Consider the following 25,528-nt stretch of genomic DNA (forward strand, 5'->3'; position numbering starts at 1 on the left):
GGGTGCTTTAAAATCGTTGCCCAACGGACCAAAATCTAGGTCCGTAAATATAGCCCTTATTAGGGTTAATGTTATTATAAATACTTATCGCTTTTTGTAAGTAAAGGTACCATGCAAAAACAAATAAAATGGTTACTAAAGCTTTTAAGTCTTTATTTATTGAAATGCTTTGGCCTCTTTTTTTATCAACTCTACCAAGTAGCAACCCCCACATTATAAATAAGAGTGTTTGCGAAACCGGCATTACATGCACACCAGAAAATAGTGAGTATGTAATACCTATAGCAAAAGAGTAAAAGAGGCTTTCAGTAATGATATCTTTTTTATGTTGCTTTAAATGTGTAATCGCTTTTCTAAAAGTTGTAAAAACAACTGTTAAAATACATATAAGGGCGATTAGTCCCCACTCATTTAAAATTTCAATTAATGAATTATGAGGGTGACTAAAAGGAGCTGAACTTCCAAGTGACATTTCAAACACTCCAGGACCATTGCCGATAAATAAATGCTTTAAAGATAGGCTTGAAAGAGTATTAAACCATAAATCAATACGGCCCGAGGTGGATGTGCGTAGTATTTCGGCCCCCCCTTTATTTAATGAGTCCAGAGCATAAAAAGCAATGCTACTTAAAACAAAGCAAGCTAATCCGATAAGTACTTGTTTTTTTAATGTGGTTTTTAAAGTAAGAGCAAAAATAGAGAAAGCTAAAAATGAGAGTAAAGCCCCACGAGCTTGCCCAATAAATATAAGTAATAAGTTTAAAAACAAAATAATAAATACAACACGCTGAATGCTTTTAAATTTTAGGAGTAGCACCAAAAAAGGAAGAATAAATACTTGTACTTGGTTAAAAAAGCGAATGTTAATAAATCCAGAGTAAATTATGTATGGATTTAAAGGTTGTTGCTCAGAAAGTGTAAAAATAATATTGAGTAGGCATATTAGGATTAAGCTTGTATGAGTTATAAATAATGCATAAATGATAAATAAAACAGGTTTTTTATCATTTATAGTGCTTACATAGTACATGGTTAAAATAAGTAAACTTATATGAAACGTGTACAGCAGACTAAAACTTTGCTCCATACTCATCAATGCAGATAAGCAGCCACTGAAAATAAAAATTAAGTACAACACACTACTTTTATTATTTGGTGAAAGCTTAAAAGTAGGTTTTTTATTACCTAAAAAAGCTGTAAGCACTAGTAGGCTTGTGATAAGTAAAAAAGCTATTTGAATGATACGTTGGTGGTTATGGTAATCGTAGGAAACTATTGGTATTAAAGGTATTAATGTGAATGTAAGAAATGCACTAACAAGCAGTGATTTTATCAAATTTACCTTGTTCATAAACGTCATTACTTACTTGTTAAAAAAGCGCCATAAAGGCGCTTTTCAGAATTAAAATTTCACTAAGATTGTGGACAACTTTTAGGAGCTAAACCTTTGTTGTCATCTGATAGCGCGCTAGTTGCACATGTCCACGTACCTACATCGCTTCTAGACCATGTTAATACAGCTGATGCAATTTGTGTAGGTGCATTTTTAATCGTACAAACAATAGTTGTTGCTGTTGTAGTAATAGCACAGTTTTCAGTTGATGCGCTTAAACCAATATCTGTTACTGCGGGTGCTGTCGACAATCCATTATTTTTAGCGATTTCAAAACCAGTTCTACCAGCAGATATTTCAGCTAAACCAGCAGTCAATTTAGATGTTGCTTGATAGTTCGAATACGCAGGCAATGCAATTGCAGCAAGAATACCGATGATTGCTACTACAATCATTAATTCAATTAGGGTGAAACCCTGTTGTTTTTGAGTCATTGTTTTCATGTTTCCTCTCCTAAAGGATAGATTTTTGTAACTTAAATCACTTAAGCGGCAAAATGCCTCACTTAATTTAACTGATTTACTTTACAGTTTTACTTAAAATTAATTTTATTACACTTTAGCTTTAGAGTATGAAACACAAAAGCCGAATGTGAATTCATTATGTTTAGTACTAATTATAAAAGTTTACTAAGTGCACTACATGTTGTAGCAACAAATAGTATAGGCATAAAGTAAGTAGTTTAGTTGCTTTAGTTTTTAATTATGTCTTTAAAAACTAAAGGCACTAGTTATTTATGACTATCTTTTTAAATAAAATAGTACAACAGAATTAGTCTACCATTTTATTTTAGTATTTAGCACGTATCTTATTATAAAAAAGCGATTTTATTTAACAATTTGTTACAAAGTAAGCCTTTTGGGTTATTTAATGCTTTTTTACTTAACTTGTCAATTAATTAGCGGTATTAATTACCCATTATTGCTTCATAATTGTTCAAAGCGCATCGATAAATCGATTGATTGTAAGTTTTTTGTTAATGCCCCGCTTGATATAAAATCGACACCTGCTTGTGAATAAGTTTTGAGCGTTTCTAGGGTCATATTGCCTGAAACCTCTAGTTTTGCGCGCTTATTGGTTAAAATTACAGCTTGCTTAATTTGCTCTACGCTAAAGTTGTCTAGCATAATTATGTCGGCGCCAGCTTCAATTGCTTGCTTAAGTTCTGGGAGGGACTCTACTTCTACTTCGACAGGTTTGTTTGGGTGATTTTGTTTAGCTTGAGCAACGGCTTTGTTTATTGTGCCACAAGCCGCTATATGATTTTCTTTAATTAAAAATGCGTCAAATAAACCAATACGATGATTTGCACCCCCACCACATTTTACTGCGTATTTTTGAAGTGCTCTAAGGCCTGGTATGGTTTTGCGTGTATCGAGTAGTTGCGTTGTTGTGCCGCTTAGCTCTTTTACATAATGTGCTGTAGTAGTGGCTGTACCCGATAACGTTTGTACAAAGTTAAGTGCAGTACGCTCGGCAGTTAATATTGAACGAGCTGAACCAGTGGTTGTAAATAATGTGCTGTTTGCTTTAACTGCGTCGCCATCATTAATAAGTACATTAACCTTAACGCTTGGGTCTACTTGTTTAAATACTTCAAGGATGATGTCTTTTCCACAAAAAATGCAGTCTTCGCGGGTAATTACTTTAGCATTTGCGTGCTCGTTTTGTGGGATAAGCTGCGCGGTAATGTCGCCGTCTTGTGCAGATTGATAATTTAGATCTTCATCTAAGGCGAGGGTGACAAGTTGAGTAATAAGCGTGTGCGAAATTGACATATGAAGGCTCATAAGTGTTAATAAATTAAGCAAATTTTACTATGTTTAAATAACTAATAGAAGCGCTTTTAAATGAGCAGGGGTTATTACACCTACATATATAGCATGGCTACTAAAAGTAATGCTACTAGCTGAATGTTAGCTAACCGCAATGGCTATCATTCTTTATATAAATCCTTTAGCATCAAGTTTATGTATACCGTGGTATTAAAATAATGCAGATAGATTCAAGCGGAGTTGCCGCTAATATAACGCAGCGGCCCTGTACGCATTTTGATGAGCGCCCTGAAAATACCGATATTTCGCTGTTGGTAATTCATAATATTTCCTTGCCGGCTGGGCAATTTGGCACCGAATACGTTGATGCACTGTTTATGGGTGAGATTGACTGTAATGCGCACCCCAGTTTTTGTGATTTAAATGGGCTTAGAGTGTCAGCGCACTGTTTTATAAAACGTACTGGCGAGATTATTCAATATGTGCCATTTAATAAACGCGCGTGGCATGCCGGGCAATCTGAATATGAAGGGCAAAGCGCATGTAATAACTTTAGTATAGGTATTGAGCTTGAAGGTACCGACACTACGCCATACTCTTTAGCGCAATACGAAGTATTAACTACACTTAGTAAATCTATAATACAACGCTATCCAAAAATTACCCCTTCGCGTATTGTTGGGCATTGCGATATTGCCCTGGGACGTAAAACCGATCCTGGCAGTAGCTTTAATTGGCCATTGTTTTTTAATATGCTTGAACAACTAAGTTAAGAGAGTTATTCCCATGATTTTAGTTTCTATAATAATTGCATTAATTCTGGAGCGTTTAGGGGCTCGGTCTAATTACTGGCAGATAAGCTATTACACAAATGGTTATTTAAATCGCTCTAATAAGCTACTAGGTGACAAAGGCTTATTTAGTTCTGCTCCGGGCTTTTTAATTTGGCTGTTACTTCCAGTAATAGCAATAGCGTTTATTTATTGTTTATCTGATTTTGTACTATGGCAGTTAGCTATTAATATTGCTGTGCTTTTGGTTTGCTTTGGTTGTGCCAAGCAGCGTGCTTTATATAAGTCTTACTTAAATGCGTTAACGCGAGATGACGGTACTGCTGCATCTTTATATGCGTTGCAAATAGGTCAAAAGCGTACAGAAGACGAAGAAAGTGGCGAGACTTTTGGGCAAACATTGGCGTGGGTAAACTTTAGATTTTACTGTGCGGTTATTTTTTGGTTCGTTGTTTTAGGCGCGCCAGGTGCGGTTTTATATGCACTGGTACGTACTTTAGCTGATTTAGTACGAGAAGATCATAAAGTAATATTTGCTAAGCGTTTTAAACTTATACATAAACTATTGTTTTGGCTCGACTGGTTACCTGCACGTATTACCAGCTTTGGCTATTTAGTAATAGGTAACTTTAATAAAGGCACAAGTTGTTGGCTACGTTACGTGCTTAACTTTAAGTCTCCAAATCGCGAAGTAGTAACATGTACTGCACTTGCTGCAGAGCAAGTTGAAAAGCGTTATTACGGCTGTACCTACGAAGCCACGTGTATGATTAAGCTTGTTAAGCGTAATGTATTATTTTACTTAGTACTTATAGCGTTGCTTACATTATTTGGTGGGCTGTCTTAAGTTAATACTTTTTTAATAAAGTACCTTATGCAATGTAAGGTGCTTTAATCTCTTCCTGCAGTTTTTAAGTACAATAAAATAGAGCTAATATTCTAATTTATTCTGGTCAGACCAATTGTTTTCATCCCAAATACGTTATAACAATTTTTGTAAATTGCGCATTGTTTGATCTTCGTTCAAAATGCGTTACGCTACTTTAATTGCTCAAACTACCTGTAAATTGACAGCTAATAGTGTTTTTGATACCGTATTGAAAATTTTTGGTATGACCAATTTACCTTTTGGGTAAATCATACTACTTAAAGCCCCGTTTTATGGGCTCTTGGTATTTATACAACGCGGACGTTGATTCATGTCTTTAAAGATTAAAGCGGCAAAATTATCTGATGTTATTTTACAGCAACTTGAGAATATGATTCTTGAAGGCTCGTTAGCACCAGGTGAAAAGTTGCCACCAGAGCGTGAACTAGCAAAGCAATTTGAAGTGTCTCGCCCGTCACTGCGTGAGGCAATTCAAAAATTAGAAGCGAAAGGTTTAGTTACGCGTCGCCAAGGTGGCGGCACGTTTGTAAAAAATCAGCTCGAAGAAGGGCTTACTGATCCACTTTTTGATTTGATTAGTAAACACCCTGAGTCGCAGTTTGATTTACTTGAATTTCGTCATGCATTAGAAGGGATTGCTGCTTACTACGCAGCACTGCGCGGGACCAGCAACGATTTTAGCAAAGTAAAACAAAGCTTTGATGAAATTGCCTTAGTTAATGATGATTTACAGCAAAAAGCAAAAGCAATTAATGCATTTCACTTTAGCGTGGCAGAAGCCTCGCACAATGTGGTGTTACTGCATTTAGTTAGAGGTATGAAAGCGCTGCTTGAGCAAAATGTATTGCAAAATTTAACTGTTCTATTAAAAAAGTCAGATATTAGCAGTCAGTTAGCTCAACACAGGCGTTTATTAATGGATGCCGTTATTGACGGTAATCCAGAACAAGCCCGTTTAGCAAGTAATGCGCACTTAGCATTTATCGAAGAAGCACTACTTGAAGCAGGCAAAGAACATTCGCGAATTGAACGTAGTTTAAGACGCACTAAACAAAATTAAGTTAGTACATAACTACTTTGAACACACAAATTAAGTAGCTGTGATATTAAATTAACAATATTCGTATTTTAAACATAAGGAAACCTCCATATGTCTGAAGTCAATAAAATTGACGTAGACGCGCTAGAAACACAAGAGTGGTTACAAGCTCTTGAATCAGTTGTGCGCGAAGAAGGTGTTGAACGAGCTCAGTTTTTACTTGAGCAAGTATTAGAGCAAGCCCGTTTAGACGGCGTTGATATGCCAACGGGTATTACCACGAACTACGTTAATACTATTCCTGTAGATCAAGAGCCTGCTTACCCAGGTGATGTAAATCTTGAACGTCGTATTCGTTCAATTATACGTTGGAACGCGATTATGATCGTTCTACGTGCATCTAAAAAAGATCTCGACTTAGGCGGCCATATGGCGTCTTACCAATCATCTGCTGCATTTTATGAAGTGTGTTTTAACCACTTCTTTAAAGCACCAAATGATGTAGACGGTGGTGACTTAGTTTATTACCAAGGTCATATTTCTCCAGGTATCTACGCACGTGCATTTGTTGAAGGTCGTTTATCGGCTGCGCAACTAGATAACTTCCGCCAAGAAGTTGATGGCGAAGGCTTACCATCGTACCCACACCCTAAGTTGATGCCTGAGTTTTGGCAGTTCCCTACGGTATCAATGGGTTTAGGTCCTATTTCATCAATTTATCAAGCACGATTCTTAAAATACTTAGATGGTCGTGGCTTAAAAGACACTAAAAACCAACGTGTATATGCGTTTTTAGGTGACGGTGAAATGGATGAGCCGGAATCGCGTGGTGCTATTTCTTTTGCTGCACGTGAAAAACTAGATAACCTTTGTTATTTAATCAACTGTAACTTACAGCGTTTAGACGGCCCAGTTATGGGTAACGGTAAAATTATTCAAGAGTTAGAAGGCTTGTTTAAAGGTGCTGGCTGGAACGTAATTAAACTTGTATGGGGCAGCGGTTGGGATATTCTGCTTGCTAAAGACACTACAGGTAAATTACTACAATTGATGAACGAAACAATTGATGGTGATTACCAAACTTACAAAGCTAAAGATGGCGCATACGTGCGTGAGCATTTCTTTGGTCGCTACCCTGAAACAGCTGCCCTTGTTGCAGATATGACAGATGACGAAATTTTTGCGCTTAAGCGTGGTGGTCATGAGCCATCAAAACTATTTGCTGCATTTAAAAAAGCAGAAGAGACAAAAGGTCGTCCAACTGTAATTCTTGCTAAAACTGTAAAAGGTTACGGCATGGGTGAAGCAGCTGAAGGTAAAAACATTGCGCACCAAGTGAAAAAAATGGACATGTCGCATGTTGCACATTTACGTTCACGCCTTGGTCTTGATGACTTAGTATCTGAAGAGCAATTAAAAGAATTACCATACCTAGAGCTTGAAGAAGGTTCACCTGAGTACAAGTACCTACATGCGCGTCGTGATGAGCTTAAAGGTTACACACCTAAGCGTATTCCACGTTTTAGTGAAAAACTTACGTTGCCAGAAGTAGATGCATTTAAGCCACTACTTGAAGAGCAAAAGCGTGATATATCTACTACTATGGGCTTTGTTCGTGCACTTAATATCTTATTAAAAGATAAAGGCATTGGTAAAAATATCGTACCAATTATTGCAGATGAAGCGCGTACATTTGGTATGGAAGGTTTATTCCGTCAAATCGGTATTTACAATCCGCATGGCCAAAACTACACGCCACAGGATCGTGATATTGTTTCTTACTATAAAGAAGCAACTTCAGGTCAAGTATTGCAAGAAGGTATCAATGAGTTAGGTGCTATGTCGTCATGGGTTGCTGCTGCAACATCATACAGCACTAACGATTTACCAATGATCCCATTCTACATTTACTACTCTATGTTTGGTTTCCAACGTGTTGGCGACATGGCATGGATGGCGGGCGATCAACAAGCACGTGGTTTCTTATTAGGTGCTACAGCGGGTCGTACAACGCTAAATGGTGAAGGCTTACAACACGAAGATGGTCATAGCCACATTCTTGCAAACACGGTTCCTAACTGTGTTTCTTATGACCCAACTTACGCGTTTGAAGTGGCTGTTATTGTACAAGACGGTATTCGTCGTATGTACGGTGACGACCAAGAAAATATTTACTACTACCTAACGCTTATGAACGAAAACTACCATCAGCCAGCTATGCCAGAAGGCGCTGAAGAAGGTATTCGTAAAGGTATTTACAAGCTTGAAAGTTACGAAGGTAAAAAAGCCAACGTACAGCTATTAAGCTCAGGTACTATTATGACTGAAGTGCGCAAAGCTGCTTCAATCTTAAGCGAAGAATATGGTATTGCATCAGATGTTTACTCAGTAACATCTTTCAATGAGCTAACGCGTGATGGTCAAGATGTTGAGCGTTTTAACATGCTTAATCCTGAAAGCGAGCAAAAAACAGCATTTATCACAAGCGTATTAAACGACTCTGTGACTGTTGCAGCAACGGATTACATGAAAAACTACGCAGAACAAGCGCGTTCATTCATTCCAAGCAGCAACTACAAAGTGTTAGGTACAGATGGTTACGGTCGTTCTGATAGCCGTGAAAACCTACGTCGTCACTTTGAAGTTAACGCAAGCTACGTTGTTGTTGCTACGTTATCTGAACTTGCTAAACGCGGTGAAGTTGAGAAGTCAGTAGTTGTTGAAGCACTTAAAAAGTTCAACATCGACACTAACAAACTTAACCCACTGTACGCATAAGAGGTTTGCAATGAGTATTGAAATTAAAGTACCTGATATTGGTGACGACGAAGTAGAAGTAACCGAAATATTAGTAAGCGTTGGCGATAAAGTAGATGTTGACCAATCATTACTAAATGTTGAAGGTGACAAAGCATCAATGGAAATACCTGCTTCTCAAGCGGGGACTGTAAAAGAGATTAAAGTTAACGTTGGCGACACCGTTACAACAGGCTCTTTAGTATTTTTGTTTGAAGGCGAGAGTGAAGGCACTGATGAGGAAAATACATCAGCCGCTGCTCCAGCTAAATCTGAAGAAGCAGCACCAGCTGCTTCTACAGGTTCTTCAATTAAAGAAGTAACCGTACCAGATATTGGCGATGATGAAGTTGAAGTAACTGAAATCATGGTTGCTGTTGGTGACACCGTTGAAGAAGAGCAATCTATCTTAAACGTGGAAGGCGACAAGGCGGCAATGGAAGTACCAGCTCCATTTGCCGGCACAGTTAAAGAAATAAAAGTAGCCGCTGGCGACACAGTTAAAACTGGCTCGTTAGTGTTTGTTTTTGAAGTAGCAGGAAGTGAATCTGCAGCACCGGCTAAAGAGTCGGCTCCTGTAGAAGCGCCAGCTGATAGTTCAACAGCAAGTTCAGCACCAAGCACTAAAGAAGTTAATGTGCCTGATATTGGTGGCGATGAAGTTGAAGTAACTGAAATTATGGTTGCCGTTGGCGACGAAGTTTCAGAAGATCAATCAATCTTAAACGTTGAAGGCGACAAAGCTGCAATGGAAGTACCAGCTCCATTTGCAGGTACAGTTAAAGAAATTAAAGTAGCCGCTGGCGATAAAGTATCGACTGGTTCATTAATTTTTGTATTTGAAGTTGCAGGCAGTGCGCCAGCGGCATCTGCACCAGCTGAAAAATCAGCACCTGCAGCAGCGGCTAAAACTGAGTCAGCACCGGCTCAAGCAGCACCTGCAAAAGCAAGTAATGAAAGCTTCACAGAAAACAGCGCGTATGCTCATGCATCACCCGTTGTTCGCCGTTTAGCGCGTGAGTTTGGTATTAACCTAGCTAACGTTAAAGGCACTGGTCGCAAAGCCCGTATAGTTAAAGAAGACGTGCAAAACTACGTTAAAAACCTAGTTAAGCAAGTTGAATCTGGTCAATTATCTGCAGGCAGTAACGCAGGTGGTAGTGAGCTTGGTCTTATCCCATGGCCTAAAGTAGATTTTGCTAAATTTGGTGAAATTGAAGAGAAAAAACTGTCTCGCATTCAAAAGCTATCAGGTAAAAACTTACACCGTAACTGGGTACAAATCCCACATGTTACACAGTTTGATGAAGCTGATATCACAAGCCTTGAAGTATTCCGTAAAGAGCAAAATGCACTTAGCGAGAAGAAAAAGCTTGGCGTTAAAATCACACCACTTGTGTTTGTGATGAAAGCAGCGGCTAAAGCACTTGCAGACTTCCCAACATTTAACTCTTCACTGTCTAGCGACGGCGAAAGTTTAATTCTTAAGAAGTACATTAACATCGGTGTTGCTGTTGATACGCCAAATGGTTTAGTAGTGCCAGTGTTTAAAGATGTTGATAAAAAAGGCATTATTGAATTATCACGTGAACTAATGGAAGTATCTGTTAAAGCACGTGACGGTAAGCTTACATCTTCTGATATGCAAGGCGGCTGTTTTACTATCTCTAGCCTTGGCGGTATCGGCGGTACGGCATTTACGCCAATTGTTAATGCGCCAGAAGTTGCTATTTTAGGTGTATCTAAATCTGAAATGAAACCTAAATGGAATGGCAAAGAGTTTGAACCTAAACTAATGGTTCCGCTGTCTATGTCATACGACCATAGGGTTATTGACGGAGCATTAGCTGCACGCTTTACTGTGACTCTTGCAAGTTACATGAGCGATATTCGCCAGTTGGTGATGTAACCAGTTTAGTAAAATTGGTATACGCAATAAAATAAATAGAATCAAATCCCAGCCAGTTGTTTTTAGCTGGGATTTTTACCATTTGCAATGATACAATCTTTGTACGAATTGCATCACTTTGTGCGCTGCTCACTCTTTCTGCCTTGCAGAAACATGGCAGTTAAATTTTAGGGCAGTGTCCCGTTCAAACAATTAAGGTAAAAGCATGAGCAACGAATTAAAAACTCAAGTTGTTGTACTAGGCGGTGGTCCTGGTGGTTATTCTGCGGCTTTCCGTGCTGCTGACTTGGGCTTAGAAGTTACATTAGTAGAATCTCGCGAAACATTAGGTGGCGTATGTCTTAATGTTGGTTGTATTCCTTCTAAAGCACTTTTACACGTAGCTAAAGTGATTGATGACGCAGCAGAAATGTCATCTCACGGTGTTACTTTTGGCGCACCAAAAATCGATCTTGACCAAGTTCGTACTTGGAAAGATTCTGTAGTTGGCCAGTTAACTGGTGGACTAGAAGGCATGGCCAAAATGCGTAAAGTGAAAGTTGTATCTGGATACGGCAAATTCACTGGCAGCAATACTTTAGTAGTTGAAGGCGCAGACGGCGCTACAACTATCACGTTTGATAACGCGATTATTGCAGCAGGTTCTAAACCTGTTAACTTACCTTTCATCCCAGAAGATGACCGTGTAATTGATTCAACTGGCGCACTAGAACTTAAAGACGTACCAGAAAAGCTACTTGTACTTGGTGGTGGTATTATCGGTCTTGAAATGGGTACGGTTTACCGTGCTCTTGGTTCTGCAATTGATGTTGTAGAATTTGCTGATCAATTAGTACCAGCAGCTGATAAAGACATTATCAAAATTTACCAAAAATACGTAAGCAAAAAATTCAACGTAATGCTTTCAACTAAAGTTGTTGGTGTTGAAGCTAAAGAAGACGGCTTATACGTAACGTTTGAAGGTAAAAACGCACCAGCAGAACCAGTACGTTACGACAAAGTACTTGTTGCAGTTGGCCGTACTCCAAACGGTAACTTACTTGATGCTGAAAAAGCGGGCGTAAACGTTGATGAGCGTGGCTTTATTAATGTTGATAAGCAATTACGTACTAACGTAAGCCATATTTTTGCAATTGGTGACTTAGTTGGCCAGCCTATGCTTGCGCATAAAGCGGTTCATGAAGGTCATGTTGCTGCAGAAGTTATTTCTGGTCAGAAGCATTTCTTCGACCCTAAATGTATTCCTTCAATAGCGTACACAGACCCAGAAATCGCTTGGGTAGGTGTTACTGAGAAAGAAGCAAAAGAGCAAGGCTTAAAAGTTGAAACTGCGGTATTCCCGTGGGCAGCATCTGGTCGTGCAATTGCATCTGCTCGTACTGAAGGTTCTACTAAACTTATCTTTGATAAAGAAAGTGGCCGTATAATCGGTGGTGCTATGATCGGTATTAACGCGGGCGAAATGCTTGGCGAAATCGGTTTAGGTATTGAAATGGGTGCTGATGGTGAAGACTTAGCGCTTACAATTCATGCTCACCCAACATTGAATGAATCAATCGGCCTTGCAGCTGAAATTTTTGAAGGTTCAATCACTGATTTACCAAACAAAAAAGCAGCTAAAAAGAAGTAATTTAACTTCTTAGTATTTGCTTAAAAAACCCAACTTCGGTTGGGTTTTTTTATGTCTATTTTTAACTTAGATAAATATAAGATTAAATAACAAGAAGTCGTTACAATGCGCGCTTAATTAATTGAAGGTAAATACAGTGAAAAACTCAGTTTTAGCATTACGCGCTCAACAAATAAGTGAATCTCGTCGAGAGTTTAATGCTCGAGGCGGTAAATTAGATCGCTGTGAACAATGCCTGATTGCTAAGCACTACTGTATTTGCAAAGGTGTTGAGCATGCAGATTGTAAGGCCGCTGTGTGCTTACTGATGTATCATAATGAAAGCTTTAAACCTTCTAATACAGGGCGTTTAATTGCTGAAATAGTGCCAGATAACCACGCATTTAGATGGGATAGAACAGATCCTAACCCCGCTCTTTTAGCTTTAATAAATGATTCGCAGTATCAGCCAATGGTCGTCTTTCCTGCTGAAGATGTAGAAGAGGGCAGAGCCATTACAGAAGTGAGTATTGAATCAGGTAAAAAGCCGCTATTTATATTCTTAGATGGTACGTGGCGCGAAGCTAAAAAAATGATTCGCAAAAGCCCTTATTTAGATAACTTGCCTGTACTTTCTGTTACTGCTGATAAACTATCTGATTACCGATTACGTGTAGCCCCTCATGCGCATCAACTAGGCACTGCTGAAGTGGCTATTATGGTATTAGCACTTGCGGGCGAAATGGATGCATCGACAAAATTAGAGCAGCATTTTATTAAGTTTCGTGATGCGTATTTATTGGGTAAGCGCAATAAAGGCCGACCGCTAGAAGGTTAATTTTACGAAGTTAAGCAAATGCTTGCTGATTTTTTAAGTGAGCAAGTGCTTTATTTTGAATTGCTCTGAAGCCTTCTTCAGATGTTAATTGTAAAACAGTATTATACAATTGACTTATACTATTATGCACTTGAATAAACGAGATACAGTCTTCACCAATCATTTCTTTTGCTTCTTCAACTCGTTTTAAAAAGTAGCAGTTAATGTCTATTTTGCCATTAAATTGAGTCGTTGCAATTGCGTCTGCTATTCTATTAAGTTGATAACTAAACTCATCAGGTCGAGCACCTTCACCCCACTTGCTAATACGAATGTCGCGTTCTAACTGATTAATTTCGTTAAGTATATTTTTAAACTCACTCATTGGCATATTTAAAAAGTTATAACCTTTGGGGTTAAATAAAGCTTTATAGGGATTTTCGCTGGGGGTTTGGGCACTAAATACACCAATTGGTTTTGCTGTACTTGCGTCTGATACTTTACATAAAAAGGTATTACTTTGAGATGTTTTAAAATTCATATCCATTGAGTATTTATGATCCTTGCGTTATTTAGTTATCGGCGCAATTAATAAAAAACTTAGCGAAATTTAAAATATTAATAAAGTATTTTAAGGTCTTAGCATTGATTTGCTGTGACGCGATATTACTCAGTAAAGATTAGTGATAGTTGCTCAGTGCTTTACTCACCCAAATTTTAGGCAAAGAAAAGCGCGCTCTATCTCTAGGCGCGCTTGCGGAATCTTCTAATTTTCTGCATCCTGCAATTGAACTTAATCAACTCCAATTTTCACTAATCCATGTTTATTACTATATTACTTTTTAGTTCTATGTAATGTAGACCGTCCGGGCCTGTATCCTTTAATTCCTAAACATCCTGTAGGGTAAATACTATTACCAAATCCTTAATTACACTTCCTAGTGTATCCTTGTTTTAACCAATCCCTTGTGTTGCCTTAAAGGCCTGTCCATTTATTCCTTCAACATCCTGTTGAACAACTTAGCCTTGTTGTTATCCTTTTCGCATCTTCCTGACGCTGTCCTTTTTACAACATTGCGTTGTGATACTCATCCTGAGCCTGTCCTAAAATCCGTGTTGTCCTGATAACCTAATCATTGGTTGGTTGAGTAAGCAGTCCGTTTCCTTTTACTCAATAAGCGTCATTGCTTGGTTGATGCGTAAATTATAGTGCAATAGAGCAACTAAAATAGAGATAAAACTACATTCAATTAGTGTTTTTGCAATAGCAATAAAAATAAATTTCATATAATTCATGGGTTTAATTGTTTTTGCGTTGTTTTTTATCTTGTTTTTTACTCATTAGCTGTCACATCCGTAAGACATCTCTTACACCGTATTTCCTTTTTGGGCGTTATTTACATATTTACATTTATTTAAAGTGTGCACTTTTAGAATGAGCACGGTAGAATTCGTTGATAATAACAGTTATTTAGGTGGAATAATGAAGAAAGTATTTGCACTTGTTTTAGGGGTAGTTGCATCGGCACCAGTCTTTGCAAACGATGTTGTTAACATCTACTCTTTTCGTCAACCGTTTTTAATTCAGCCAATTTTAGAAGACTTTACAAAGCAAACAGGCATAAAAACCAATGTTGTTTTTGCTAAAAAAGGGCTAATTGAGCGTGTTAAACGCGAAGGCAAGCACAGTAAAGCTGATTTAGTATTAACCTCTAACTTTAGCGCGCTTATTCAATTAGAAGATTTAAAATTAACACAAACTATAAAAAGTGACAGTGTAAATAATAATGTTCCAGCCGCCTTTCGTGACGGTGATGGCCAATGGGTTGCGCTTACTAAGCGAGTGCGTAATGTGTATTCATCAAAAGAGCGAGTTGGTGAGTTACCTAAGCTCACTTATGAAGATTTAGCAGACTCTAAATACAAAGGACAAATTTGTACGCGCTCAGGCAAACATCCATATAATTTAGGTTTAGTAGCTTCTATGATTGCACACCATGGTGAAGCGCAAACTAAAGAGTGGCTTGAAGGTGTGAAGGCTAATTTAGCGCGCAAGCCTCAAGGTAACGATCGTGCTCAAGTTAAAGCTGTTAAAGAAGGTTTATGTAACTTGGCATTAGGCAATAGTTACTATCTTGGCAAAATGCTAGAAGATAAAGAGCAAAAAGGTTGGGCTGAGGCCGTAAATATTAACTTTCCGAATCAAACTAATCGTGGCTCACACATAAATGTTTCGGGTGCGGTTATTACCAAATATGCTAAAAACCCTGAAAATGCATTAAAGCTCATCGAGTATATGACCGATAGCAAAGCACAAAACATGTATGCCTCATTAAATATGGAGTATCCAGTTAAGTCGGGTGTTGAACTATCAAGTTTGGTTGCCTCTTGGGGTAGTTTTAAAGAAGACAGCTTGCCACTTGATGAGATTAGTAAATATCGTCCGTTAGCGCTTAAGCTAATTGATGAGGTGAAGTTCGATCTTTAATGACTAATAAATTTAAGCTGTCTAAATGGCAGCTCTTTGCGTGGTCGACAGGCTTAATTCTATCGGCTCCGTTGTTTTTTCTTCTTTTTGAATCTCTACAAGGTAGCTCTGAGGTGTTTTCTCACCTGTGGGATACCGTGCTTTGGGATTACATAAACAATACCGTATTGCTTGTTTTAGGTGTTTGCGTCCTTAGCTGCGCCATAGCTTTGCCACTTGGGTGGCTAACGGCTTACTGTAGTTTCCCGGGTAAAAAACAGTTTGAATGGGCTCTTATGCTGCCCCTTGCTATGCCCACCTATATTATTGCCTATGTATACACTGATTTATTAGATTATGCGGGCCCGGTGCAAATAGCGCTGAGAGACTGGTTTGGCTGGCAATCTCCTAGCGACTATTGGTTTTTTGATATACGTACACTACCCGGCGCCATAGTTATGATTGCCTTGGTGCTTTACCCGTATTTATTTTTAATTTTTAAAACGGCCCTTCGCGAGCAGTCATTCAAATTAGTACAAGCTAGCCAGTTAATGGGGCTATCTCCTTGGCAAAGCTTTTTTAAAGTTAGTTTAGTGCTCTCTCGTGGGGCTATTGTGGCGGCTCTTGCGCTTATAAGTATGGAAACCATGGCTGACTTTGCAACAGTGAGTTATTTTGCCGTAAGTACATTAACAACCGCCGTATACGATACGTGGTTTGGTTATTACTCACTTACAGCGGCCGCTAAAATATCGGGTGTGATGTTATTACTGTTATTTTTAGCATTAATGGCAGAGCGCTTTAGTCGCCGAAACCAAGCGGTATTTGAGCGCCAATCAAGCGTAAATAGTGAATCTCTCTATGTATTAAAAGGAAAGTCTGCTTGGCTCGCAACGGCATTTTGTAGCTTTATTTTACTTATCGCTTTTGTAATTCCTATTGCAGTACTTATAAATTACGCCATTACCTACTTTGATAAAGCATGGAATGTTGAGTTTTTTAGTTACGCTTGGCAAAGTTTAAAAGTGGCAGTGGTTGTAAGTGTTATAACCATTACATTGAGTATTTTTGTTGTTTTTTATCAGCGTGTGGCAAAGCAAACGTATCCGCTTGTTCCCGGGCGTTTAGCAAGCACAGGCTATGCGTTGCCAGGAACTGTACTCGCTATTGCGGTTTTGTTACCCCTTACATTATTAGAGAACACCATTAACACAGCACTCGAGCCGTATAACTTAGACATTGGCTTACTGCTTACAGGTAGCATTCTTACTATTATTATTGCTTATATTGTTAGGTTTTACGCCATTGCACACGGAGCAATTGAGTCGAGTTTTTTACGTATTAGTCCATCACTTGATATGGCAAGCCAATCAATGGGTAAAAGCCAAGGGCAAACGCTGCGTTTAGTGCACCTACCTTTACTGCGAAGAGGATTGCTCACTGCTGCCTTATTGGTATTTATTGAGTGTATGAAAGAGTTGCCAGCTGCGCTATTGCTCAGACCGTTTAATTTTGAAAGCTTAGCTACTCATGTATTTCAATATGTGAGCGACGAGCAATTAGAGCTTGCTTCAATATCTGCATTATTTATTGTTATCGTTGGGTTTATTCCTTTGTATTTTATTAATCGTTCTATGGAGCAGCGTAGTTAAATGAGTAGTTTAATTTTACAAGGCGTGAGCTATCACTATAACGGCACAAAGGTTATTCACGATTTAGATTTAACAGTGGGTAAAGATGAAATTGTTTGTCTACTCGGGGCGAGTGGATGCGGCAAAACAACCACATTAAAGGCGATTGCAGGTTTAATTGAAGCCAAGCAAGGGTCTATTTTTATAGACGGTAAATTAGTGAGTGATGAGCAATCTTTTGTCTCACCTGAGCATCGTAACATCGGCATGATGTTTCAAGATTATGCGTTGTTTCCGCATTTAACGGTGGCAGATAATATTGCATTCGGGCTTAGTAATATGAGCAAAGCTCAAAAGCAGCAACGCGTTGATGAAATGCTTAAGCTTGTACATTTAATTGGCTGTGCTGACAGGTTTCCACACCAGTTATCGGGTGGCCAACAGCAACGCGTCGCTATCGCTCGTGCATTAGCTTATAAACCTAGTTTATTACTCCTTGATGAGCCTTTTTCAAACATCGACACACAAGTACGCTTTGAATTAATTGCTGATATACGTCGAATTATTAAGGCAACTCAAGTATCTGCTGTATTTGTTACACATTCAAAAGAAGAGGCATTTGCCTTTTCAGATACACTGGCCATTATGCATCGCGGTAAAATTGAGCAACAAGGCACGCCTGAGCAGCTTTTTGCAGCTCCATGTTCAAAGGAGGTTGCAGAGTTTCTGGGTCAGGGCATATACTTAAGCGCAGAAGTGTTAACCGCAACTGAATATAAAACACCATTTGGTTTAGTCGAATCTTATGTTGAGAGTAAGCATAATGTAAGTGCAGGGCTTATATATGTGCGCCCTCATCAAATAGAATTAGTGGCAGATAACCAAAGTGACAAATTCAGCAAGCGAGCTGCAATCATAAGTCGTCGCTTTATTGGTTCGGCGTATGTTTATTCGCTTGTTATTGATGAACAAGAAATTGAAGTTGCTGCACAATATGGCCAGTCATTTGAAAATAATGATCAGGTTATAATAAAAATAAAACCTCACACGGTGAATTTTTTCGAATCGTAATTAATTTGTTATTCGCTGTGTTTTTATCTGTAAAACTAAGGAATAACAATGGCGCAAGCGCAATCAGGGATTTGTGCTGAAGCAAACTTACACGGTTTGCACTTATTTTTTAATGTGTTTGATGGTCAAGACGAATCACTTCGCGCAAAGTTAAAACAAGTAAGCGCTATAGAAGAAGAGTTTAGCGATCAATTTTCAGAATCAATGCTCTCTTGTATGGTTGCTATTGGTGCGCAATACTGGCCGCATATCCTCCCTGAATACATTCCAAGCGAATTACAGAGCTTTCCCAATATAACCCATAGCGATCACCAAATGAGCGTACAACCGTGTGATTTATTTGTACAAATTCGCTCTGACCGTGAAGATGTTAACCATTTATTTGCGCTGCAAATTTTAAAATTATTTGCCCCCGATGTAGAGCTGGTGGAGCAAATTCGGAATTTTCGCTTTTTAGATGGTCGTGATTTTAACGGTTTTATTTATGGTGGCGACACCGCACATGGAAGAAAAAAGCGCGCTACGGCTTTAATCAGCAACCCTGGTAGCTTTGAAGATCAGGGGAGTTATATTCATGTTCAGCGTTATAAACATGATTTAACTATGTGGCAGCATTTATCATTGAGTGAGCAAGAGCAAATAATGGGACGTACGCGTCTTGATAACACGCTAATTACCCCAGCGATCGAAACCAGCCATGCTTCGCGAAGTGAGCTAAAAGACGAAGAGGGACAACCGCTACTATTAAATCAAAGCATGCCTTATGGCGACGTGTATGAGCAGGGAATGTTATCAATTACATGCGCTTGTACGGGCACCGCATTTGAAAAAGTACTTAATAGTCGTTTAGGGGAAGGGGATTGCTACGACCACTGGCTTGATTTTACTCAAGCCGATATGGGCTCTGCTTTCTTTGCACCTTCAATAGGGTTTTTAAAACAAATTTAATTTGCTATTAAACCGTATCAAATAAAATGCGAACACGTTCAAGTGTTACATCTATTTCAGATATTTTAGCAGGAGCGATAAAAATAGTGTCATCGCCGGCAATAGTTCCTAGTACGCCATCTGCTTTACCTAATGAATCTAATAAACGTGCAATAAGCTGAGCAGCACCTGGGCTGGTACGAATGATGATCATCATTTCGTTGTGCATAATGTCGATTACTAATTGGCGTAATGGGCTTTTAGCCGTAGGTACACCCATTTCAGCAGGTAAGCAGTAAACCATTTCTTGTTTGGCATTGCGTGTGCGTACAGCGCCAAATTTACTTAACATGCGTGAAACTTTACTCTGACTTATATTGTCAAAACCTTGATCTTTTAACGCATCAACTATTTCGCCTTGAGAGCCAAAATTTTCTTCTTTTAATAGTGATTTAAATGCTTTTACCAGTGCTTCTTGTTTATCTTGTGGTTGCATAGTCTTTATTCGTTTTTGTTATTTATGCCGCAAATTCTACACAAAAATGAATAATTATGCAGCAGTTGTTTAGTTAACTTGCCAGTTTGATGCGTTAAATCACATAAGTTTACGACTATGGTCGAAAATATACTTGAAATAGACAGGATAAATTTGTTTTTAGTCGCTAATTTCATTATCTTAAGAGCCACAAATGTTTCCTACCTCAAATTACGGAGAATTCCAATGAAAGTTGCTGTATTAGGTGCTGCAGGCGGTATCGGCCAAGCGTTGTCTTTATTATTAAAAACAGGCTTACCAGCTGGCTCTGAATTATCACTTTATGATGTTGCACCAGTAGTACCAGGTGTTGCGGTTGACCTTTCTCACATCCCAACAGATGTTAAAGTTGCAGGCTTTGGCGCAGACGATTTAAATAAAGCGCTTGAAGGCTCTGACATCGTTCTTATCCCAGCGGGTATGCCGCGTAAACCAGGTATGGATCGTGCTGATTTATTCAATGTAAATGCTGGCATCATCAAAACTTTAGCAGAAGGCATTGTTGCCAGCTGTCCTAAAGCGTTAGTAGGTATTATTACTAACCCAGTAAACGGCACAGTTCCAATTGTTGCTGAAGTATTCAAAAAAGCAGGTACTTACGACGCTAAACGCGTATTCGGTATTACTACGCTTGACGTTATTCGTTCAGAAGCATTTGTTGCTGAACTTAAAGGCGTAGACGTAGCAACTGTAAAAGTACCAGTAATTGGTGGTCACTCAGGCACAACTATTCTGCCTCTACTTTCTCAAGTTGAAGGTGTTTCTTTCACTGATGAAGAAGTTGCTGCACTTACTCCACGTATCCAAAATGCGGGTACTGAAGTTGTAAATGCTAAAGCAGGCGGTGGTTCAGCTACGCTATCTATGGGTGCTGCTGCAGCTCGTTTTTGTATGTCTTTAGTTAAAGGCCTACAAGGTGAAGAAGTTGTAGATTACGCTTACGTTGCTGTTGAAAATGGCGATGCAGAGTACTTTGCACATCCAGTACGTTTAGGTAAAAACGGTGTAGAAGAAATTCTTTCTTACGGCGAACTAAGCGCATTTGAAACAAAAGCAAAAAATGACATGCTTGAAACTCTGAAAAAAGACATCAAAGAAGGTGTTGATTTCATGGCGTAATAGCCGGTTTAAGCAACAAAAAGCCTGCATTTGCAGGCTTTTTTATTGCTCAGAATTAATGTCACACTGTGTAACTAGTTAAAACTAGTGGTCGCGGTCAACCGCAATACGGGCAAGGCTTATAAGTGCTTGCTTATAGTCAGACTCAGCTAAAAAGTCTAAACAGGCAATGGCTTTTTCGGCCTCAAGCTCTGCTTTTTGCATTGTAAACTCAAGCGCATTAGTTTGTTTTAGTGCAGTTAAAATTTCTTCTAAATGCTCCATACCATTACTGTGCTCTATTGCATCACGAATGAGCTGTGTTTGCTGCTCGCTACCATGTTGCATAGCATAAATAAGCGGAAGGGTTGGTTTGCCTTCAGCTAAATCATCGCCAATGTTTTTACCTAGCTGCTCAGCATCTGCATTGTAATCGAGTACGTCATCTACTAGTTGAAACGCAGTACCTAAATGCATACCGTATAGGTTTAGTGCATCAAGTGTCGCTTGGTCTTGCTCTGTGATAATGGCAGCAAGGCCTGTAGCTGCTTCAAATAATTTAGCCGTTTTAGAGTAAATAACCTGCATATAGCTGGCTTCAGTCGTATCTGGGTCATTGCAGTTCATCAGCTGCAATACTTCACCTTCAGCAATAATGTTTGTTGCATCGGCAAGTACTTGCATAATCTGCATTTTTCCAAGGCCAACCATAAGCTGAAATGAGCGAGTGTAAATAAAGTCACCAACCAATACGCTAGCAGCATTACCAAATTCAGCATTTGCTGTAGGCGTGCCACGTCGTAAGTTTGATTCATCTACAACATCATCATGCAATAGCGTTGCTGTATGGATAAACTCAACAATTGTTGCAAGTGTTATGTGATCTTTACCCTGATAACCGAGCGCTTTGGCTGCTAAAATAGCCAGCATTGGACGAACGCGTTTGCCGCCACTGCTAACTATATATAAACCAAGCTGATTAACTAACGCCACATCTGAGCGCATTTGCGCATGTATAAGTTGATTGACGTCATTCATATCGCTTTCGATTAACGCCTGGATAGCTTTTATATCCATTGATCTCCGAGCCAATTTTTATGTGTGAACGGCGCAGATTGTACAACAAAAAATGCACTAGCTCGATATTTTGTGACGATTGATTGAAAAAACACTATTAAAGTACTTAATTTAGACTGAATTAGCCAAGATAACTGATTAATTGATAATCAATATAGAGTTTATGGTGTGCTTAGATATTGAGCTGTGAGGGTCATATTTGAGTACATTAATTTATTTCGGCTAAGAGTTAAAAAGCGCTTGGCAAAAGGGCCAATTAATATAAAATGGGGTAAATATTGAATTGCTCTCAAAGCAGCTACTTTTTATTCATTTTAATTACAAAATAGGCTTGCTAGTTATTTCGCGTTAGCGTAAACTTCGCGCCCTATCGAAGAATATTTTAGTTGCGCCGATTTGAGGGTGCACAGACGGAGTTAATTATGTACGCGGTTTTCCAAAGTGGTGGTAAACAGCATCGTGTGACTGAAGGTCAAACGATTCGTCTTGAAAAATTAGACGTTGAAACTGGTGCGGCAGTAGAATTTGATTCAGTACTTTTAGTTGCTGATGGTGAGAAAATCGAGATCGGTGTACCGTTCGTAAACGGTGGCAAGATAACAGCTGAGGTTGTTTCACATGGTCGCGGTGAGAAGATTAAGGTTGTTAAATTTAGACGCCGTAAGCATTCTCGTAAGCAAATGGGCCATCGTCAATGGTTCACTGAAGTTAAAATCACTAGCATTAGCGCTTAATTAGAGGTACTTAGAAATGGCACATAAAAAAGCAGCTGGTAGTACTCGTAACGGTCGCGATTCAGAAAGCAAACGCCTTGGTGTTAAGCGTTTTGGTGGCGAATCAGTTCTAGCGGGTAGCATCATTGTTCGTCAGCGTGGAACTCGTTTCCACCCTGGTACTAACGTAGGTATCGGTAAAGACCACACTATCTTCGCAAAAGCAGATGGTAAAGTTCAGTTTGAACAAAAAGGTCCTTTAAACCGTAAATACGTAACTATCGTAACTGAGTAATCAGTAAGGTAGTTAAAAACCCCGCCTTTGCGGGGTTTTTTGTTTTGTAGTCAGCCAATATATACCCAAGCCTGCATTTGTGCTGGCTTGGGTATATAATAGAGTTATTAAACAAGCCAATCCCTAAAGTGAGTAATCATGAAGTTTGTAGATGAAGTAGAAATTCGCGCAGAAGCTGGAGACGGTGGCAGCGGCATCGTGTCTTTCCGTCGTGAAAAATATGTTCCAGATGGTGGACCAGACGGCGGTGACGGTGGAGACGGTGGTAGTGTTTATCTACAAGCTGATGAAAACTTAAATACCTTAATTGATTATCAGTTTGAGCGCTTCCATAGAGCTGAACGTGGTACTAACGGTCGTAGCCGTAACTGTACAGGCCGAAAAGCTGATGACTTGTTTGTTATGGTGCCTGTAGGCACGCGCATCATGGATGTTGATACCCAAGAGGGACTTGGCGATTTAACGCAACATGGTCAACGAATTTTGGTTGCAAAAGGTGGTTTCCACGGCTTGGGGAATGCGCGTTTTAAATCAAGTACTAACCGAGCACCTCGTCAAAAAACATTAGGCACACCAGGTGAAGTACGTAACTTAAAATTAGAGTTACTATTATTAGCTGATGTTGGTTTACTTGGATTACCAAATGCCGGTAAATCTACGTTTATCCGCAGTGTATCTGCAGCAAGACCAAAAGTAGCTGATTACCCATTCACGACGCTTATTCCTAATTTAGGTGTAGTACGTCCTGAAGCAAATAAATCATTTGTTATAGCCGATATTCCGGGTCTAATTGAAGGTGCATCTGATGGCGCAGGCCTAGGTATTCGCTTTTTGAAACATTTAGAGCGTTGTCGTGTGTTATTACACATTATTGATGTAATGCCGGTAGATGGTTCAAACCCTGTTGATAATGCGTTTTCGATTATTAACGAACTGCACCAATACAGCCCTAAATTAGCTGAGAAGCCACGCTGGTTAGTATTTAATAAAATAGATTTATTACCAGAGGATGAAGCAAAAGCGTTATGCGAATCGATTGCAGAAGAGCTGGGCGAAACTGAAAATATCTATCACATTTCAGCAATTAATAAACTTAACACTCAACCATTAATCCACAACATAATGACACTACTTGATAGCATGCCTAAAGAGAAGTTTGTACAAGTGGAAGATGAAGAAGTTGAATTTAAGTGGGATACCTATCATGAAAAAGCCACTAAAGGTAAGGGCAATGATGATGATTGGGATGACTGGGATGAAGATGATTACGACGTAGAAGTTGTCTACGAGCGTTAATTAAATAGAATTTACTAAAAAGGAGCTTATGCTCCTTTTTCTTTGTTTAAGAATAAAGTACTAGGTGTTTATTATGATAATTTCAATGATTGCAGCAATGGCAAATAACCGTGTAATTGGTCTAGATAATAAAATGCCATGGCATTTACCTGCAGATCTTCAGCATTTTAAAAAGGTCACTACGGGTAAGCCTGTGATCATGGGTCGTAAAACTTTTGAGTCTATAGGCCGTCCATTACCTGGGCGCCGTAATATTATTATTACTCGAAACAGCGAATATACTGCACAGGGTATTGAAGTAGTAACTACGCCAGATGCCGCATTAGAACTCGTTACTACTGCTGAAGAAGTAATGATTATTGGTGGTGGTAATATCTATGAGCAATTTTTACCAAAAGCAGAACGCCTGTATCTAACTTTTATTGATTTAGATGTTAAAGGCGATACACAGTTTCCAGATTACAATAAAGTTGCTAATTGGTACGTGAAAGAAGAGCAAGAAAACCATCCGGATGACAAGAATTTATCTAGTTATAAATTCGTAACTTTATATAAAGAACGTTAACATTATTGCGTAAATTTTGATAGATTGATATAATATTCGATAGTCTATATAAGAACAAAGTATTATAAAGGGTTTGTCATGTTTAAATTACCAAAGCTAGTTGCACTTACTGCCGTTGTAGCTGTTAGTTCGTTTTCGTATACAGCACCTGTAAATGCTGAAGATCAATTAGCAGTATCTATTTGTGAATATATTGCGGCAGACGATAAAAACCGATTACGCAGCAAGCTTAAAAGCTCTCGTGTAAAAATTCGTAATATTTATGATGCAGTACAATGTAATGGTAATAACTTATTACGTCATGCTGTTGCTAGTAATGCAGTAGATACTGGTGAGTATATAGTTAAAAACTTATCAAAAAGTGCGTTAACAGATGGTGCTGATATTGCTTGGGCTGAAGGGAATTTTGCCAGCTCACCGCTTATTGCAGTAATTAAAGAGCGTGCAGGTCTTTAATTATAAAAAGGTTTTGTAACGCGACCTTTAGTTAGAAATTTATTGGTCTGGGTTTGTTATTTATAGCAAACCCAGGCTTTTTTCGTTTAGCTAATGTAATCTCACCCCACAACAAAATCATTAATAAACTTCATAACTTACCTGCTCATTTTAAATAACCAAAAATGTAGAGTCTCTGTTTAATAAACAGCTTCAAATTTACTTCTTCAAAAGAGGTAACTTTATTCAGCTGGTATCTATTTTGTATCTGCTAGTTTGTACCAATACGCAATAATACTTAATTATTTTGCGGGGCTAAACGTGTCGCCCCTGTGTTAAAAAATTCTCATTTAGAACAACTAAGTAGCGAATTTTTTGCCTAGCTATCAACACGTTTTTC

The 25,528-nt window shown here is 38.8% G+C and carries 23 protein-coding genes; 17 read left to right on the forward strand and 6 right to left on the reverse strand.

Features of this window, described 5'->3' with window-relative positions; translation table 11 throughout:
* Positions 1 to 7: 7 nt before the first annotated feature.
* From H5126_RS03185 to nadC, 3 genes are all read right to left on the reverse strand, one after another.
* A complete protein-coding gene (locus tag H5126_RS03185; RefSeq protein WP_259418319.1) occupies positions 8 to 1,030 on the reverse strand; it encodes an O-antigen ligase in 1,023 nt (340 codons plus the stop codon).
* Positions 1,031 to 1,413: 383 nt separating this feature from the next.
* On the reverse strand, positions 1,414 to 1,836 hold the full coding sequence (locus tag H5126_RS03190; RefSeq protein ID WP_182694596.1) for a pilin: 423 nt from the start codon (positions 1,834 to 1,836) through the stop codon (positions 1,414 to 1,416).
* Positions 1,837 to 2,319: 483 nt separating this feature from the next.
* Complete coding sequence (gene nadC / locus H5126_RS03195; RefSeq protein WP_182720040.1) at positions 2,320 to 3,171, reverse strand: carboxylating nicotinate-nucleotide diphosphorylase; 852 nt, start codon at positions 3,169 to 3,171, stop codon at positions 2,320 to 2,322.
* A gap of 215 nt (positions 3,172 to 3,386) precedes the next feature.
* On the opposite strand from nadC, the gene ampD reads away from it, so the two are divergent.
* The 7 genes from ampD to H5126_RS03230 all read left to right on the forward strand — a co-directional run bounded on the left by ampD (position 3,387) and on the right by H5126_RS03230 (position 13,039).
* On the forward strand, positions 3,387 to 3,941 hold the full coding sequence (ampD, locus tag H5126_RS03200; protein WP_182720041.1) for a 1,6-anhydro-N-acetylmuramyl-L-alanine amidase AmpD: 555 nt from the start codon (positions 3,387 to 3,389) through the stop codon (positions 3,939 to 3,941).
* Between the two features lie 13 nt (positions 3,942 to 3,954).
* Positions 3,955 to 4,806 carry a beta-lactamase regulator AmpE gene (gene ampE, locus H5126_RS03205; protein ID WP_182720042.1) on the forward strand — a complete coding sequence of 284 codons (852 nt, stop codon included), beginning with the start codon at positions 3,955 to 3,957 and terminating at the stop codon, positions 4,804 to 4,806.
* A 352-nt stretch (positions 4,807 to 5,158) separates the two neighbouring features.
* Positions 5,159 to 5,908: a pyruvate dehydrogenase complex transcriptional repressor PdhR gene (pdhR, locus tag H5126_RS03210; RefSeq protein WP_002957764.1), complete on the forward strand. Its 750-nt coding sequence runs from the start codon at positions 5,159 to 5,161 to the stop codon at positions 5,906 to 5,908.
* A 90-nt stretch (positions 5,909 to 5,998) separates the two neighbouring features.
* Complete coding sequence (gene aceE, locus H5126_RS03215; protein ID WP_002957763.1) at positions 5,999 to 8,665, forward strand: pyruvate dehydrogenase (acetyl-transferring), homodimeric type; 2,667 nt, start codon at positions 5,999 to 6,001, stop codon at positions 8,663 to 8,665.
* A 10-nt stretch (positions 8,666 to 8,675) separates the two neighbouring features.
* Entirely contained in the window at positions 8,676 to 10,592 is a 1,917-nt protein-coding gene (gene aceF, locus H5126_RS03220; RefSeq protein WP_182720043.1) for a pyruvate dehydrogenase complex dihydrolipoyllysine-residue acetyltransferase, read from the forward strand.
* 205 nt (positions 10,593 to 10,797) lie between these two features.
* Positions 10,798 to 12,222: a dihydrolipoyl dehydrogenase gene (gene lpdA / locus H5126_RS03225; protein ID WP_002957761.1), complete on the forward strand. Its 1,425-nt coding sequence runs from the start codon at positions 10,798 to 10,800 to the stop codon at positions 12,220 to 12,222.
* Between the two features lie 136 nt (positions 12,223 to 12,358).
* The gene (locus H5126_RS03230) at positions 12,359 to 13,039 is read left to right on the forward strand and encodes a tRNA-uridine aminocarboxypropyltransferase (RefSeq protein WP_024594643.1); all 681 of its coding nucleotides are present in this window, start codon (positions 12,359 to 12,361) and stop codon (positions 13,037 to 13,039) included.
* A 10-nt stretch (positions 13,040 to 13,049) separates the two neighbouring features.
* Here the strand turns inward: H5126_RS03230 and H5126_RS03235 are convergent, their stop codons facing one another.
* A complete protein-coding gene (locus H5126_RS03235) occupies positions 13,050 to 13,565 on the reverse strand; it encodes a hypothetical protein (protein ID WP_182720044.1) in 516 nt (171 codons plus the stop codon).
* Positions 13,566 to 14,501: 936 nt separating this feature from the next.
* On the opposite strand from H5126_RS03235, the gene H5126_RS03240 reads away from it, so the two are divergent.
* Genes H5126_RS03240 through H5126_RS03255 form a run of 4 tightly spaced genes read left to right on the forward strand, consistent with a single transcriptional unit; the run spans position 14,502 to position 19,135 of the window.
* Positions 14,502 to 15,506 carry a Fe(3+) ABC transporter substrate-binding protein gene (locus H5126_RS03240; protein WP_039488277.1) on the forward strand — a complete coding sequence of 335 codons (1,005 nt, stop codon included), beginning with the start codon at positions 14,502 to 14,504 and terminating at the stop codon, positions 15,504 to 15,506.
* Positions 15,506 to 17,137 (forward strand): iron ABC transporter permease, encoded by a 1,632-nt coding sequence (locus tag H5126_RS03245; protein WP_182720045.1) that lies wholly within the window; start codon positions 15,506 to 15,508, stop codon positions 17,135 to 17,137. Before H5126_RS03240 ends, H5126_RS03245 begins: the two co-directional genes overlap by 1 nt.
* Positions 17,138 to 18,187, forward strand: coding sequence for an ABC transporter ATP-binding protein (locus H5126_RS03250; RefSeq protein WP_182720046.1), 1,050 nt, complete (start codon positions 17,138 to 17,140; stop codon positions 18,185 to 18,187). It begins immediately after the preceding gene.
* A gap of 48 nt (positions 18,188 to 18,235) precedes the next feature.
* The gene (locus H5126_RS03255; RefSeq protein ID WP_182693601.1) at positions 18,236 to 19,135 is read left to right on the forward strand and encodes a Dyp-type peroxidase; all 900 of its coding nucleotides are present in this window, start codon (positions 18,236 to 18,238) and stop codon (positions 19,133 to 19,135) included.
* 7 nt (positions 19,136 to 19,142) lie between these two features.
* Here H5126_RS03255 and argR read toward each other — a convergent pair whose 3' ends face one another.
* Positions 19,143 to 19,610: a transcriptional regulator ArgR gene (gene argR / locus H5126_RS03260; protein ID WP_002957753.1), complete on the reverse strand. Its 468-nt coding sequence runs from the start codon at positions 19,608 to 19,610 to the stop codon at positions 19,143 to 19,145.
* Between the two features lie 225 nt (positions 19,611 to 19,835).
* On the opposite strand from argR, the gene mdh reads away from it, so the two are divergent.
* On the forward strand, positions 19,836 to 20,768 hold the full coding sequence (mdh, locus tag H5126_RS03265) for a malate dehydrogenase (protein WP_002957751.1): 933 nt from the start codon (positions 19,836 to 19,838) through the stop codon (positions 20,766 to 20,768).
* Positions 20,769 to 20,852: 84 nt separating this feature from the next.
* On the opposite strand, the gene ispB is transcribed toward mdh, so the two are convergent.
* On the reverse strand, positions 20,853 to 21,824 hold the full coding sequence (ispB, locus tag H5126_RS03270) for an octaprenyl diphosphate synthase (RefSeq protein WP_024596483.1): 972 nt from the start codon (positions 21,822 to 21,824) through the stop codon (positions 20,853 to 20,855).
* 422 nt (positions 21,825 to 22,246) lie between these two features.
* Between ispB and rplU the strand changes: the two genes are divergently transcribed.
* From rplU to H5126_RS03295, 5 genes are all read left to right on the forward strand, one after another.
* A complete protein-coding gene (gene rplU, locus H5126_RS03275; protein WP_002957748.1) occupies positions 22,247 to 22,558 on the forward strand; it encodes a 50S ribosomal protein L21 in 312 nt (103 codons plus the stop codon).
* A 16-nt stretch (positions 22,559 to 22,574) separates the two neighbouring features.
* A complete protein-coding gene (rpmA, locus tag H5126_RS03280; RefSeq protein ID WP_002957747.1) occupies positions 22,575 to 22,832 on the forward strand; it encodes a 50S ribosomal protein L27 in 258 nt (85 codons plus the stop codon).
* A 138-nt stretch (positions 22,833 to 22,970) separates the two neighbouring features.
* On the forward strand, positions 22,971 to 24,128 hold the full coding sequence (cgtA, locus tag H5126_RS03285; RefSeq protein ID WP_002957746.1) for an Obg family GTPase CgtA: 1,158 nt from the start codon (positions 22,971 to 22,973) through the stop codon (positions 24,126 to 24,128).
* Between the two features lie 73 nt (positions 24,129 to 24,201).
* Positions 24,202 to 24,693 carry a type 3 dihydrofolate reductase gene (folA, locus tag H5126_RS03290; RefSeq protein ID WP_002957745.1) on the forward strand — a complete coding sequence of 164 codons (492 nt, stop codon included), beginning with the start codon at positions 24,202 to 24,204 and terminating at the stop codon, positions 24,691 to 24,693.
* A 78-nt stretch (positions 24,694 to 24,771) separates the two neighbouring features.
* Entirely contained in the window at positions 24,772 to 25,149 is a 378-nt protein-coding gene (locus H5126_RS03295; protein WP_024594810.1) for a DUF3718 domain-containing protein, read from the forward strand.
* Positions 25,150 to 25,528 lie beyond the last annotated feature (379 nt).

It is taken from the genome of Pseudoalteromonas sp. SG45-3 (assembly GCF_014164075.1).
Classification (GTDB): domain Bacteria; phylum Pseudomonadota; class Gammaproteobacteria; order Enterobacterales; family Alteromonadaceae; genus Pseudoalteromonas; species Pseudoalteromonas distincta.

Coding starts and splice junctions, on each gene's coding strand:
- H5126_RS03185 (WP_259418319.1), bottom strand. CDS start 1,030: ATGTACTATGTAAGCACTATAAATGATAAAAAACCTGTTTTATTTATC.
- H5126_RS03190 (WP_182694596.1), bottom strand. CDS start 1,836: ATGAAAACAATGACTCAAAAACAACAGGGTTTCACCCTAATTGAATTA.
- nadC (WP_182720040.1), bottom strand. CDS start 3,171: ATGTCAATTTCGCACACGCTTATTACTCAACTTGTCACCCTCGCCTTA.
- ampD (WP_182720041.1), top strand. CDS start 3,387: ATGCAGATAGATTCAAGCGGAGTTGCCGCTAATATAACGCAGCGGCCC.
- ampE (WP_182720042.1), top strand. CDS start 3,955: ATGATTTTAGTTTCTATAATAATTGCATTAATTCTGGAGCGTTTAGGG.
- pdhR (WP_002957764.1), top strand. CDS start 5,159: ATGTCTTTAAAGATTAAAGCGGCAAAATTATCTGATGTTATTTTACAG.
- aceE (WP_002957763.1), top strand. CDS start 5,999: ATGTCTGAAGTCAATAAAATTGACGTAGACGCGCTAGAAACACAAGAG.
- aceF (WP_182720043.1), top strand. CDS start 8,676: ATGAGTATTGAAATTAAAGTACCTGATATTGGTGACGACGAAGTAGAA.
- lpdA (WP_002957761.1), top strand. CDS start 10,798: ATGAGCAACGAATTAAAAACTCAAGTTGTTGTACTAGGCGGTGGTCCT.
- H5126_RS03235 (WP_182720044.1), bottom strand. CDS start 13,565: ATGGATATGAATTTTAAAACATCTCAAAGTAATACCTTTTTATGTAAA.
- H5126_RS03240 (WP_039488277.1), top strand. CDS start 14,502: ATGAAGAAAGTATTTGCACTTGTTTTAGGGGTAGTTGCATCGGCACCA.
- H5126_RS03245 (WP_182720045.1), top strand. CDS start 15,506: ATGACTAATAAATTTAAGCTGTCTAAATGGCAGCTCTTTGCGTGGTCG.
- H5126_RS03250 (WP_182720046.1), top strand. CDS start 17,138: ATGAGTAGTTTAATTTTACAAGGCGTGAGCTATCACTATAACGGCACA.
- H5126_RS03255 (WP_182693601.1), top strand. CDS start 18,236: ATGGCGCAAGCGCAATCAGGGATTTGTGCTGAAGCAAACTTACACGGT.
- argR (WP_002957753.1), bottom strand. CDS start 19,610: ATGCAACCACAAGATAAACAAGAAGCACTGGTAAAAGCATTTAAATCA.
- mdh (WP_002957751.1), top strand. CDS start 19,836: ATGAAAGTTGCTGTATTAGGTGCTGCAGGCGGTATCGGCCAAGCGTTG.
- ispB (WP_024596483.1), bottom strand. CDS start 21,824: ATGGATATAAAAGCTATCCAGGCGTTAATCGAAAGCGATATGAATGAC.
- rplU (WP_002957748.1), top strand. CDS start 22,247: ATGTACGCGGTTTTCCAAAGTGGTGGTAAACAGCATCGTGTGACTGAA.
- rpmA (WP_002957747.1), top strand. CDS start 22,575: ATGGCACATAAAAAAGCAGCTGGTAGTACTCGTAACGGTCGCGATTCA.
- cgtA (WP_002957746.1), top strand. CDS start 22,971: ATGAAGTTTGTAGATGAAGTAGAAATTCGCGCAGAAGCTGGAGACGGT.
- folA (WP_002957745.1), top strand. CDS start 24,202: ATGATAATTTCAATGATTGCAGCAATGGCAAATAACCGTGTAATTGGT.
- H5126_RS03295 (WP_024594810.1), top strand. CDS start 24,772: ATGTTTAAATTACCAAAGCTAGTTGCACTTACTGCCGTTGTAGCTGTT.